Here is a 12703-nt window from a genome sequence, read left to right as displayed (position 1 = left end):
ACCGGCTTTCGTCCGACGCATTGGCATTACGGCCTCTGTATCAGGAGCCTGATTCTATGAACTCGTTCTGAAGTTACAAAGCGATTACTGCTGAACTTTATGCAAAAGATGCATTGGTTTATGTGTATAAATTCAAGGTCTGAAAAAAAGGCGAGAAGTCCTCGCCCTATAGAAATTGCGGTGCCTGCTCAGGGCGCCGTCAATGCTTTTTCAATCTCGGCGATCAGCTTCGGGTCTTCCGGGGACGTGTCACTGGGGAAGCTGCCCACCACTTTGCCGCGTCGGTCCACCAAGTATTTGTGAAAGTTCCAGCGCGGGAATTGGCCCGTTTGTGCCGCCAGCTCTTTAAACAGGGGAATCGCCTGCACGCCAGTGACGGCGCTTTTCGCGAACATCGGGAATTTCACCCCGTAGGTGTTGAAGCACAGGTCTGCAATCTGCTTGCTATTGCCGGGCTCTTGTTGACCGAAATCGTTCGATGGGAAGCCCATCACCACCAAGCCGCGCTGCTGAAAGCGGGCATATACCTTTTCAAGGCCCTGGTATTGCGAGGTAAAACCGCAATAGCTGGCGGTGTTCACGACCAGAGCCACTTTGCCGCTGTACTGGCACAGGTTCTGGGGACTGTCGTCTTGCAGGCGGGGCAGGTTCTTTTGCCAGAGGGCAGGGCAAGCTGTTGCCTTGCTATCCAGTGGCGTAGCCGCAGAAACGCCTGCTGCTATGCACAATAAAAAAGCGGCCGAAGCCGCTTGTTGGATGCCGGAGGCCATCAGGTCCGCCCCTATCAGGCCATGGACACTGCAATGAACGCCAACAAAAACATCAACACGGCGCCCACGATGGGTAGCACGATGGGCATCAAAGGCACTACCTCGTCCACCGGATCGGCGGGGTGGTTGTCATCGGAGTGAACGGGTGCAGACATGGTCGATCCTCAGGGTGTCGTTGGTATGGGCGGATTTTAGCGCCAGCAACCCATTTTGGTTGAAATATGGCGCTGAGCGCTTTGAGATGGGTACTTCACACCTGTCAAAGACTGCGTTATCGTGGTTACAGCACAAGCCTGTGCCGGAGGCGTTGGATGACCAAGCGTTCTATGTTTATGCCCCAAGGTGGGCACCTGATCCCGTCGCCGGGGTTGGAGCGCGCGCCTGTTCTCGACTTGATGTGCTCCCATTTCGTGCTGACATTGGCGGCCCGGCAAGGAGCGGGGTTCAATGTGCGGCGCGATTTCAATGGAGTCGTCGGTCTGGCTGGCCGCCATTTGCTGTGGCCGGTGTCTGTGTTGGGCCGGCTCCGCGAGTTTCTGGGGCGGCGCTGCTTGGGTAATGAGCTTTGGCGGGGCCACGAGTCTTTGTGCGCCACAGAATTTTTGGAGCGGCACGGCGTTTGGTGCGGTCCCTACGATGAAGCCACGCTCTTTTTCTTCCTTGACGAGTATGTCAAAGACCAGCCGAAAGACTTGATATCTGTGCTGGCCGTCACGGGCGAGTGGCTGAACGGCGCTCTGAAAAAGCAGTCCACCCTCGTCGAGAAAAACATCAACGCACTTGCCGGCTTGTTGCAGCTCAACAAGGCAGAGCGGGCCTTGCTGCTGTACGGTACCCTTGCTCGCTACCAGCGGGATATGCGCAACATCCTGGTGGAGTTCAAAGTGAACAACGCCGCCGAGGCCTATGCCGCCATTGCCGATGTTGCCCATGTCAATGCTCAGGAGCTGGGCGAGGCCTTGCGCGCCGGCTCCCGCTTGGAGCGGATCGGGCTGGTCGAAAATCTAATCTCGGAGCACAACATCACCGACTTGGCCGACCTCATGAAGGTCAGCGAAAAGCTCCCGCCGGTGCTCATGCGGCAATACCGCGACCACGCCGAGTTGATGGCGGTTTTTACCCGGCTGTCGAGCAAAACAGAGCTGCGAATGCAAGACTTCGACTTCGTGGCCGAAGACGCCGCGGTGCTGTGCCGCGTTTTGCAACATGCCGTCGCCCGGCAGGAGCCTGGCGTGAACGTTTTGCTCTACGGCCCCCCGGGGACGGGCAAGACGGAACTCGCCAAGGTCATGGCCCACCACGCAGGCTTGGAGCTGTTTGAGGTGGAATATGCAGACCGTGATGGAAACTCCCTCAGCGGCCGTGACCGCTACCGTTCCCTGCAAATCGCCCAGGTCTTTTTGAAGGGCAGCGCCCAGGCCGCCTTGTTGTTTGATGAGGTGGAGGATGTATTTCCGCCGCTTTCGACGGAAACCGTCAGCTATCTGGCCCGTGCGGACGCTCACGCTGCCACGGCCAGTGGCAGCGTGAGCGGCAAGGCGTGGGTCAACCAGATTTTGGAATCCAATGCGGTGCCCACCATTTGGGTAACCAACCGGATAGAGCAGATCGACCCCGCTTTTTTAAGGCGCTTTGCCTACCATTTGGAGCTGAAATCCCCACCCCCCGGTGCCCGGGAGGGGGTGGTTCGCAAAACCCTGGAGGGGACGCCGGTCAGTGACGCTTTTGTCGCTCGGCTTTCCAGCCGCAAGGGGCTGACGCCTGCCCAAATCCGAACAGCAGCCCGCTTTGCGCGTTTGGGCAGAACCGACGCTGAGCAAGGCGATGTTGCCGGCCTCGAGGCACTTATCGACCGCCAGCTGAAGAATGCCGACTACGCTTTGGGGCGACCGCCCGCCACGTCGGGCCACGCGCAGGCACTCAGCCGTTACGACCTGGATTACCTGAATATCGAATGTCGCTTTGAATTGCCACGTATCGTGCAAGCACTGGCGGCGCGGGGGCACGGAACCCTGTGCTTTTACGGGCTCCCGGGTACCGGCAAGACGGCGCTGGCCGAGCACATTGCGCAGGAACTGGGCCGCCCGCTGCACATCAAGCGGGCGAGCGACCTGATGAGCAAGTATGTGGGCGAGACAGAGCAGAACATGGCCGCCATGTTCCGCGAGGCAGAGGCCGAAGGCGCTGTTTTGCTCTTGGACGAGGCAGACAGCTTTCTGCAGGACCGGCGCTCTGCGCAACGCAACCACGAGGTCAGCGAAGTCAATGAAATGCTGCAAGGCATGGAGCGCCACCGTGGTGTTTTCATTTGCACCACCAACCTGATGGATCGGGTGGATGAGGCCGCTTTGCGTCGATTTACTTTCAAGATCCAGTTTTTGGCCTTGAGCATGGAGCAGCGCGAGCGCTTGTTCATTCAAGAGGCTTGCGCGAACGATCCGAATGCGTTGACGCCGGTTCAACGCGGACGCCTGAAGCAGCTCGATCAGCTCAGTTTGGGCGATTTTGCGGCCGTCAAGCAGCAGTTGGCGATCTTGGAGACAGAAATCACCCCCCAAGAGTTTTTGGAGCAGCTCACGGCAGAGCACCGGGTCAAGCCGCTGGTCCGTGAACGCCGCAGCATGGGCTTTATGTCCTGAGGCAGCGGCCCGGTGCGAGCAGCAACCTCGTAACCCGCTTGAAACTTTTTTCAAGTTTGTGTCAACCGCTCCCGTATCTGGTGCGTGATATAGCCAAGCGGGTGCGCTTACTCCGGGCCGTTGGAACCAAACCGGGGCATGTACTGCACTCCATTGCAACCTAACGTGCAGCGAATATGCAAAAAAACACGATTGAAGTGCCGGAAAAAGGAACCTACAAGTGGCAGTTGTTTGACTACTGGTCGGGCGAGTACCGCCAGACGCACGCGACGCACACTGCCTATATCGCACTCAATTTCGCTGGCGCGCTCGACGCGTGCAAGTCCAAGTTCCAAGCGCTTGTGCAACAGCACCGCGCCAAGCTGGCCGACGCTGAAACCGGTGCTCGTCACCAACGTGCGATCGAGCGGCTGCAAAACACCCTGTCCGGCGCAGCCGTGGCCTATGAAAGCGGATTTCATCGCCATTAACCGGCGCTTACTGGAGTGCGACGACCTTTAAAACGTCGTCGGCATACGCCTCCAGCTTCTTGGCCCCGATGCCGCTAATGCCCTGCAAATCATCAATAGTTTGCGGAGCGCGCTGCGCAATAGCCGCCAGCGTGGCATCGTGAAAAATCACATAAGCCGGCAGGTTGTGTTCCTGGGCCACCTCAGCGCGCCAAGCCTTGAGGGCCGAGTAACGTAGCAAGCCCTCGCTGTCCAGATTGATCGGCGCTTTAACCACTGCTCCCAATCGGGCACTCTTGCGAGGTTTGCGCTCTGCAGGGCTCGACACCGACTCGCGCAGCATCACCGCAATTTCACCTTTGAGCACCGCGCGTGATTCGGCGGTCAATTGCAGGGTGTTGAAGGCTTGGGCGTCTACTGCCACAGCACCCATGGCAATCAGCTGGCGCAGCACCCCACGCAGTTGCAGCTCGCTGAAGTCTTTGCCAATGCCGAAGGTGCTCAGGGCCTCATGGCCGTACTGGGTCACTTTTTCGGTTGTCTTGCCCCGCACAATGTCCATCAGGTGACCTGCGCCGAAGCTCACGCCACTCATTTGTTGGATGCGGTAGATGGTGCTCAGCAGTTTGCGGGCGGCGTCTGTGCCGTCCCACACTTCGGGCGGGTTCAGGCAGTTATCGCAGTTGCCACAAGGCTGGCTCTTCTCGCCGAAATAGCCCAACAAGCGGACGCGGCGGCAATCGGTGGCTTCTGCCAAGCCGAGCAAGGCATCCAGCTTGCCGCGCATGACCTGTTTGAACTCTTCGCTGGCCGGGCTTTCGTCAATCATGCGGCGCTGGTTCACCACGTCTTGCAGGCCATAAGCCATCCAGGCATCAGCGGGCAGCCCGTCGCGCCCCGCGCGACCGGTCTCCTGGTAGTAGCCCTCGATGTTTTTGGGCATGTCGCGGTGGGCGACAAAGCGCACATCCGGCTTGTCGATGCCCATGCCGAAAGCAATCGTGGCCACCATGACGATGCCTTCCTCGCGCAGAAACCGGTCCTGGTTCAGTTGGCGCACCTTGGAATCCAGTCCGGCGTGATAGGGCAGAGCCTTGATGCCCGCATCCACCAGGGTTTGCGCCATGTCTTCCACTTTTTTGCGGCTCTGGCAGTAGACGATGCCGGCTTCCCCCTCGTGCTCGCGTTCAATGAAGCGCAGGAGCTGGGTGGTGGAGTCCTTTTTTTCGACAATCGTGTAGCGGATGTTGGGCCGGTCGAAGCTGCTGACAAAGGCACGGGCCTCCTCGAGCTGCAAACGTTCCAGGATGTCGGCACGGGTCAGGTCGTCTGCCGTAGCCGTCAGGGCGATGCGCGGCACGCCGGGGTAGCGCTCATGCAACACGGTGAGGTTGCGGTAGTCGGGCCGGAAGTCGTGGCCCCACTGGCTGACGCAGTGGGCTTCGTCGATGGCAAACAGGCTCAGCTTGCCGCGCTCAAAAAGCGAATCCAACAAGGCCAAGAAGCGCGCGTTGCTGACCCGCTCCGGCGCGGCGTAGAGAAGGGTGATTTCGCCGCGCAGCAGTTGCTGCTCAATCTGGTAAGCCTCATCACTGCTGAGGGTGGAGTTCAGAAACGCTGCGCTCACACCGGCTTCGTGCAGCGCGCCCACTTGGTCGTGCATCAGCGCAATCAGAGGGGAGATGACCAGTGTGGCACCCAAACCTGCCTGCTGGCGGGCAATGGCCGGCACTTGGTAGCACAGGCTTTTGCCGCCCCCGGTGGGCATCAGCACCAGCGCGTCACCCCCGGCGATCACATGTTCCACGATGGATTCCTGTGGTCCGCGGAAGGCCGCGTAACCAAAAACATCGCGAAGAATAGACAGGTGAGGCACTAAATTGCTATCAAAATAAGAGCTGTTTGCGCAAGCAGAACGGGGGCTGGAGCTCAAAAACATATAAATCCGGTAGCGTGGCGTGATGGCGGCACACCGACGCGCTGCGGGCCCTATTGTCGGGCATGGTCGCGGCCCTACCGGCAGCGCCGCAGTGCAGCATCGCCCCGCCCCGAAGCTGCACGGCGATGCGCACTTGTGGGCATGCGGCCCAAGAGGAGCTGCAGTTGTCGTTTAAAATTCGCGAACCCAAGGGGCGCTGCAGCCGGGGTCCGCCACACGGCGGAACCGGTCAGGCTTGGGGACTCCAACTGCGCTCACTTGTTTCAATCCACACAGTGAGCCGCAGCATGAAGCCCATCACCTATACCCGCGCGCAAGCACTTCCCGGCATTCTGGCCAGCCGCATCGCCATTCTGGATGGCGCCATGGGCACCATGATCCAGCGCTTCAAGCTGGGCGAAGCCCAATACCGCGGCGAGGGTTACACCGGCCCCGGTAGCCAGGGCGATAGGTTCAAAGACTTCCCGAAAGACGTGAAAGGCAACAACGAATTGCTGAGCCTGACACGCCCGGACGTGATCACCGACATCCACGAAGCCTATCTGGCGGCTGGCGCCGACATGATCGAAACCAACACCTTCGGCGCGACCACGGTGGCCCAGGCGGATTACGACATGGCTGACTTGGCCATCGAGATGAACTTGGTTTCCGCCAAACTGGCCCGCGCCGCTTGTGACAAGTACAGCACGCCCGACAAACCGCGTTTTGTGTGCGGCGCCCTCGGTCCTACGCCCAAGACGGCCAGCATTAGCCCCGACGTGAACGACCCCGGCGCTCGCAACGTAACGTTTGAAGAGCTGCGCGCCGCTTATTACGACCAGACAAAGGCACTGGTCGAAGGCGGGGCGGACGTGATTCTGGTGGAGACGATTTTTGACACACTCAACGCCAAGGCCGCGTTGTTTGCGGTGGACGAATATTTTGAAGCCAGCGGCGAGCGCCTGCCCATTCTGATCAGTGGCACGGTGACCGATGCCTCCGGCCGCATCTTGAGCGGCCAGACTGTGACCGCCTTCTGGCACAGCGTGCGCCATGCCCAGCCGCTCGCTATTGGCCTGAATTGCGCACTCGGTGCAGCACTCATGCGCCCTTACATCCAGGAACTGAACAAGGTGGCGACCGACACCTTCATCAGTTGCTACCCCAACGCCGGTCTACCCAACCCCATGAGTGATACCGGCTTTGACGAAACCCCCGACGTCACCAGCCGTTTAGTTCGTGAGTTTGCGGCCGAAGGCCTGGTCAACATTGTCGGCGGCTGCTGCGGGACCACGCCAGACCACATCGGCGCCATCGCGCAAGCAGTGTCGCCCTTGGCGACGCGCAGTGTGCAGCGGGGGTATTTTTATAAAGAGGTGGCTTGAGATCCGGTTGGGCCGGCTCTTGCGAACGATTTTCGAGTAGGTCTATTTTTAAAAAGGGAGTTTGTTATGAAGAAAGTTTTGGTTGCTGCAGCGATTGCGTGTGTAGCAAACGGGGTTGCAGCCCAATCCTCGCCTTGGAGTTTTTTCGTCAAGGCTGGTCAGAATTTTGGCGAAAGCAGTTCGGAAGTCGCGGGCGGAACGTACATCAGCGGTAATCGCTTCAGCATCAAGGCAGGCAATGGCAATGCGTTTGCTGGAGGTGTGAGCTACTCCGTGACGCCTGATTACGACATTTCATTGGGTCTGGGCTACGAAAAAACAACCACTGCCGCGAGCAATGGCGAGTTGGCCTTTGTCCGCATGCCGGTGGAGCTCTTGGTGTTTCGGAACGTAGGTGCAAACTGGCGTTTGGGCGGCGGCGCGCGCTTGCTGAGCAGCACCAAGCTGGAGACCAGTGGAGTTGGCGCAGGCTTTGACCAGACCTATGAATCCAGCACCGGTTTGGTCGCGGAAGCACAGTACTTGACCCAGCGTGGCGGCAACCCCTATGGCCGCTTTGGCGTCTCTATCCGTTATGTGCTTGATCGTTTCGACGGCAAGGCAATTGGTACTCAGCCCACCAATTACGCCATCACGAATCCCCCATTCAATGGCAACCACGTCGGTCTGTCATTGATCTATATGTATTGAGCCACCTGGTCTTCATCCGCATGTGCAGAGCTAGCCCAGTGGTAGATCAAAAGGACAAGCCATGAACAAAGTCCGCTGGGGCGTGCTCAGCACCGCCAAAATCGGAATGGAAAAAGTCACTCCTGCGCTGCAGCGCAGCCAGTGGTGTGATGTGCAGGCCATTGCCTCGCGCTCCCTGGAGAGCGCGCAGGCGGCGGCGGGCAGGTTGGGTATTCCCAAAGCCTACGGGTCTTACGAGGAGCTGTTGGCAGACCCCTCGATAGAGGCTATTTACAACCCCTTGCCCAACGACCAGCATGTGCCCTTGACGCTGGCGGCAGCCCGCGCTGGTAAGCATGTGCTGTGCGAAAAACCCATCGCCTTGAACGCCAATGAGGCAGCGCAGCTGCGTGAAGTGGCGGGCAAGGTGCACATCATGGAAGCCTTTATGGTGCGCTTCCACCCGCAGTGGCTGCGCACCCGCGAGCTGGTGCAAAGCGGTGCGCTGGGCGATTTGCGTGCGGTGCAGGTGTGGTTCTCGTATTTCAATCGCAGTGCCACCAATATCCGCAACGATGCCACCAAGGGCGGCGGCGCGCTCATGGATATCGGTTGCTATCCCATCGTGGCCGGGCGCTTTTTGTTTGGCTCTGAGCCGGTGCGCGTGATGGCGTTGGCGGACATGGACCCCGACTTCGGTGTGGACCGCAGCTTCAGCGCCTTGCTCGATTTCGGCAATGGCCGCCGTTTGGATTTCACGGTGTCCATGCAAACCACGCCTTATCAGCGGGTGCATGTGGTGGGCACTGAAAAGCGGGTGGAAATTGAGATCCCGTTCAATGCGCCCCAAGGCCAGGAAACCCGCATCTTTGTGGATGATGGCAAGGTCCTCGGCGGTCGCGAAGCGGTGGTGGAAACCTTTGCGGCCTGCGACCAGTACAGCCTGGAGGGCGATGCCTTCTCGCTCGCCATTCGCGGCGAGCAACCTTTGCAGTACTGCGTCGAAGACGCCATTCAGAACATGCGCATCATCGACGCGCTGTTTGCCTCCCTGCGCACGGGCGCTTGGGTTGCGGTGTAAGCCGCTGAATTTTGATTTTTAGGTCTTTTATGCCTCAAGCCCAAGCATCATCTGCGCCAGCAGCTATCAATTCCGTAGCGCCTATGCTGCTCTCGGGCCTGGAGCCCATCGCCATCGACAGCAGCAGCCTGTTCGTGAACGTGGGTGAGCGCACCAACGTGACCGGTTCCAAGGCCTTCGCCCGCATGATTCTGAACGGCCAGTTTGAAGAGGCCCTGGCCGTGGCCCGCCAGCAGGTGGAAAACGGCGCGCAGATCATCGACATCAACATGGACGAGGCCATGCTGGACAGCCAGGCCGCCATGGTGCGCTTTCTGAACCTGATCGCCTCGGAGCCCGATATTTCGCGCGTCCCGATCATGATCGACAGCTCCAAGTGGAGCGTGATCGAGGCCGGTCTGCGCTGCGTGCAGGGCAAGGCGGTGGTGAATTCGATCAGCATGAAAGAGGGCGTGGACGAGTTCAAGCGCCAGGCCAAGCTGCTGCGCCGGTACGGTGCTGCTGCCGTCGTAATGGCCTTTGACGAAAAAGGCCAGGCTGACACCTATGCCCGCAAGATCGAGATTTGCGAGCGCGCCTACCGCCTGCTGGTGGATGAGGTGGATTTCCCACCGGAAGACATCATCTTCGACCCCAACATCTTCGCCATTGCCACCGGCATTGAAGAGCACAACAACTACGCGGTGGACTTCATCGAGGCCACCCGCTGGATCAAGCAGAACCTGCCCGGCGCCAAGGTGAGCGGTGGTGTATCCAACGTGTCCTTCAGCTTCCGGGGCAACGACCCGGTGCGTGAAGCCATTCACACCGTGTTCCTGTACCACGCCATCAAGGCCGGTATGGACATGGGCATCGTCAACGCCGGTATGGTCGGTGTGTACGACGATCTGGAGCCCGTGCTGCGCGAGCGCGTGGAGGACGTGGTGCTGAACCGCCGCGAAGACGCGGGCGAGCGCTTGGTGGAGATTGCTGAAACCGCCAAGAGCGGCGCCAAGGACGAGAGCAAAAAGCTGGAATGGCGCGGCACGCCCGAAGCCCCGGTGGCGGTGGCCCAGCGCCTGAGCCACGCGCTGGTGCACGGCATTACCGACTTCATTACCGTCGATACCGAAGAGGCTTATCGCGAAATTCTTGCCAAGGGTGGCCGCCCGCTGCATGTGATCGAAGGCCCGCTCATGGACGGCATGAACGTGGTGGGTGACCTGTTCGGCCAGGGAAAGATGTTCCTGCCGCAGGTGGTGAAGAGCGCGCGTGTGATGAAGAGTGCGGTGGCGCATTTGCTGCCCTACATTGAGGCCGAGAAGTTGGCCATGGTGGAGGCCGGAGGTGAAGCGAAAGCCAAGGGCAAGATCGTGATTGCCACCGTTAAGGGTGACGTGCACGACATCGGCAAAAACATCGTCACCGTAGTGCTTCAGTGCAACAACTTCGACGTGGTGAACATGGGCGTCATGGTGCCCTGCCACGAAATCCTGGCCAAGGCCAAGGAGGAGGGCGCGGACATCATCGGCCTCTCCGGCCTGATTACCCCCAGCCTCGAAGAAATGCAGTACGTGGCGGGCGAGATGCAGAAAGACGACTACTTCCGCAGCCGCAACATCCCTCTGCTGATTGGCGGCGCGACCTGCAGCCGGGTACACACCGCCGTGAAGATTGCGCCCAACTACGAAGGCCCGGTGGTCTATGTGCCCGACGCTTCCCGCAGCGTCAGCGTGGCCCAGAGCCTGCTGGGTGATGGGGCGCCCAACTACCTTGCTGAACTCAACGCCGACTACGACCGGGTACGCCAGCAGCACGCCAACAAAAAGCAAACACCGCTGTGGCCGTTGGGCAAGGCCCGGGCCAACAAGACGCCTATCGACTGGGCGGCCCACCACGCCGCGGTGCCCAAGTTCATCGGCCGGCGCGTGTTCAAAAACTTTGACTTGGGCGAGTTGGCCCAGTACATCGACTGGGGCCCCTTCTTCCAAACGTGGGATTTGGCCGGCCCCTACCCCGCCATCTTGCAAGACGAGATGGTGGGCGAGCAGGCCCGCAAAGTCCTGGCGGATGGACAAGCGCTGCTGAAGAAAATCATCGATGGCCGCTGGCTGACCGCCAACGCTGTGGTGGCGCTGTACCCTGCCAATACAGTGAACGACGACGACATCGCCTTCTACACCGACGAAAACCGTACAGAGGTTGCCATGACCTGGTACGGCCTGCGCCAGCAAACGGAGAAGCAGGAGATCGACGGCGTGATGCGCCCCAGCCGTTGCCTGGCCGACTTTGTGGCCCCCGCGGGCGTCAAGGCCGACTATGCCGGCATGTTCGCTGTCACCGCCGGTATCGGTGCGGACAAACGGGCCGAGGCCTTCGAAGCCGCGCACGACGATTACAGCGCCATCATGCTCAAGTCGATTGCCGACCGCTTGGCCGAAGCCTTTGCCGAATGCCTTCACAAAAAGGTGCGTACTGATTTGTGGGGCTACGCCGCTGGCGAAACCCTGAGCAATGAAGACCTGATCGGCGAAAAATACCAAGGCATCCGCCCCGCACCGGGCTACCCCGCCTGCCCGGACCACAGCGCCAAGAAAGACATGTTCGCCCTGTTGCAATGCGACGAAGTGGGCATGACCGTGACCGAAAGCCTGGCCATGACCCCGGCGGCCAGCGTGAGCGGCTTCTACATTGGCCACCCCGACGCGACTTACTTCAATGTCGGCAAGATCGGCGACGATCAGGTACACGACCTGGCCGAGCGCCGCCAGCTGGATCGCGCTGCGCTAGAGCGTTTGTTAGCACCTAACCTGTAAATCTGCATGGCTGCCCGCTGCCGCAGTCCGAGCGGCCATGGCGGCGCAGCTTTACCCAGCGTTACAAATCAGATACCTCCCCGTCGCGCAGGCTGTGTACCTTCAGGGCCTGTCAAGCGTTAGCTGAAGAGCAGGCGCCGATAAGTGCAGCCTGTTTGTCTGAACGAAGGAGATATATGTCGACTGTTGTGTCCCACCCCGCGGTTGTTGCGACGGGTAATAAGTTTCTATGGGGAGCCATCGGCGCTCTGAGCGTAAGCACCTTGGCTTTGGGTGCGGTTGTGCTGCACCAGCAAACCAAAACCGCTGCTATGGAGGCGCCTATCGAAGTGCTGGCCATCAGCACCCCCGCTGTTGCTACACCGGTGGTGACGGCGGCTTCTTCTGTTGCGGCGCCTGAGACTGCCCCTGCCTCACTGCATGCGGAGAAAAGGCAGTCAAAACCGGCTTCTACCCAAGTGAATCAAGCGCCGCGCGCTACCAAAGTTGTAGCGCAACCGCACGCGGCAAAAGCGCCGGCCACACCAGTCGTTGTACCAACGGCGGTTGAGCCTCCGCTTGCTACCACTCATGCGTCGGCACAAGCACCTGTGAAAGTGCCCGCCAAGGCGGTCTGCATCCAGTGCGGCGTCATCGAGGGCGTGACCCCGATCCAGCGTGAAAGCGCCAACCCCAGTGGGGCCGGTGCGGTGGCGGGTGCAGTGCTGGGTGGTTTGGTGGGTAACCAGTTCGGTGGCGGTGACGGCAAGGCCCTGGCCACCATTGCCGGGGTGTTGGGCGGCGGCTGGGCGGGCAATACTGTGGAAAAGCGCTTGAAGAAAGACACTGTCTACCAGGTGGATGTCCGCATGGAGGATGGCAGCCTGCGCACTGTGGAGCAGTCCACCGCCCCGACCATCGGCCAGGCAGTAACGCTGGACGGCAACCGGATCAGCCCCGCGGCCGCTGCTGCTGACCGGAATTCACGGGCTTTTCCCGGCAACACCTGAGAGGCCCC

General features: G+C 60.1%; 10 protein-coding genes and 1 riboswitch. Of the genes, 7 read left to right on the top strand and 3 right to left on the bottom strand.

Translation table 11 applies throughout. From position 1 onward, the window contains the following. Positions 1 to 188: 188 nt before the first annotated feature. Positions 189 to 770 (bottom strand): glutathione peroxidase, encoded by a 582-nt coding sequence (locus U5L73_RS01840; protein ID WP_322560753.1) that lies wholly within the window; start codon positions 768 to 770, stop codon positions 189 to 191. A 14-nt stretch (positions 771 to 784) separates the two neighbouring features. Next, on the bottom strand, positions 785 to 925 hold the full coding sequence (locus U5L73_RS01835; protein WP_313874491.1) for a hypothetical protein: 141 nt from the start codon (positions 923 to 925) through the stop codon (positions 785 to 787). Between the two features lie 156 nt (positions 926 to 1081). Between U5L73_RS01835 and U5L73_RS01830 the strand changes: the two genes are divergently transcribed. Then, on the top strand, positions 1082 to 3409 hold the full coding sequence (locus U5L73_RS01830) for an ATP-binding protein (RefSeq protein WP_322560752.1): 2328 nt from the start codon (positions 1082 to 1084) through the stop codon (positions 3407 to 3409). 176 nt (positions 3410 to 3585) lie between these two features. After that, the gene (locus U5L73_RS01825; RefSeq protein WP_322560751.1) at positions 3586 to 3879 is read left to right on the top strand and encodes a hypothetical protein; all 294 of its coding nucleotides are present in this window, start codon (positions 3586 to 3588) and stop codon (positions 3877 to 3879) included. Positions 3880 to 3886: 7 nt separating this feature from the next. Here U5L73_RS01825 and recQ read toward each other — a convergent pair whose 3' ends face one another. After that, the gene (gene recQ / locus U5L73_RS01820) at positions 3887 to 5797 is read right to left on the bottom strand and encodes a DNA helicase RecQ (RefSeq protein WP_322560750.1); all 1911 of its coding nucleotides are present in this window, start codon (positions 5795 to 5797) and stop codon (positions 3887 to 3889) included. 182 nt (positions 5798 to 5979) lie between these two features. Continuing rightward, a riboswitch (S-adenosyl-L-homocysteine riboswitch) is annotated at positions 5980 to 6060 on the top strand. A 24-nt stretch (positions 6061 to 6084) separates the two neighbouring features. Here recQ and U5L73_RS01815 point away from each other — a divergent pair. The 5 genes from U5L73_RS01815 (at position 6085) to U5L73_RS01795 (ending at position 12695) form a co-directional block, all read left to right on the top strand. Further along, positions 6085 to 7161 (top strand): homocysteine S-methyltransferase family protein, encoded by a 1077-nt coding sequence (locus U5L73_RS01815; RefSeq protein WP_322560749.1) that lies wholly within the window; start codon positions 6085 to 6087, stop codon positions 7159 to 7161. 66 nt (positions 7162 to 7227) lie between these two features. Continuing rightward, on the top strand, positions 7228 to 7851 hold the full coding sequence (locus U5L73_RS01810; protein ID WP_322560748.1) for a hypothetical protein: 624 nt from the start codon (positions 7228 to 7230) through the stop codon (positions 7849 to 7851). A 61-nt stretch (positions 7852 to 7912) separates the two neighbouring features. Then, complete coding sequence (locus U5L73_RS01805) at positions 7913 to 8911, top strand: Gfo/Idh/MocA family oxidoreductase (protein ID WP_322560747.1); 999 nt, start codon at positions 7913 to 7915, stop codon at positions 8909 to 8911. 29 nt (positions 8912 to 8940) lie between these two features. Continuing rightward, the gene (gene metH, locus U5L73_RS01800) at positions 8941 to 11706 is read left to right on the top strand and encodes a methionine synthase (protein ID WP_322560746.1); all 2766 of its coding nucleotides are present in this window, start codon (positions 8941 to 8943) and stop codon (positions 11704 to 11706) included. Positions 11707 to 11882: 176 nt separating this feature from the next. Then, positions 11883 to 12695: a glycine zipper 2TM domain-containing protein gene (locus U5L73_RS01795; protein ID WP_322560745.1), complete on the top strand. Its 813-nt coding sequence runs from the start codon at positions 11883 to 11885 to the stop codon at positions 12693 to 12695. Positions 12696 to 12703: the final 8 nt, after the last annotated feature.

Origin of the sequence: Rhodoferax sp. (assembly GCF_034520025.1) — a bacterium.
Lineage (GTDB): Bacteria > Pseudomonadota > Gammaproteobacteria > Burkholderiales > Burkholderiaceae_C > Allorhodoferax.
Note: the sequence above shows the minus strand (reverse complement) of the source record. Positions and strands in the feature narration are given on the sequence as shown.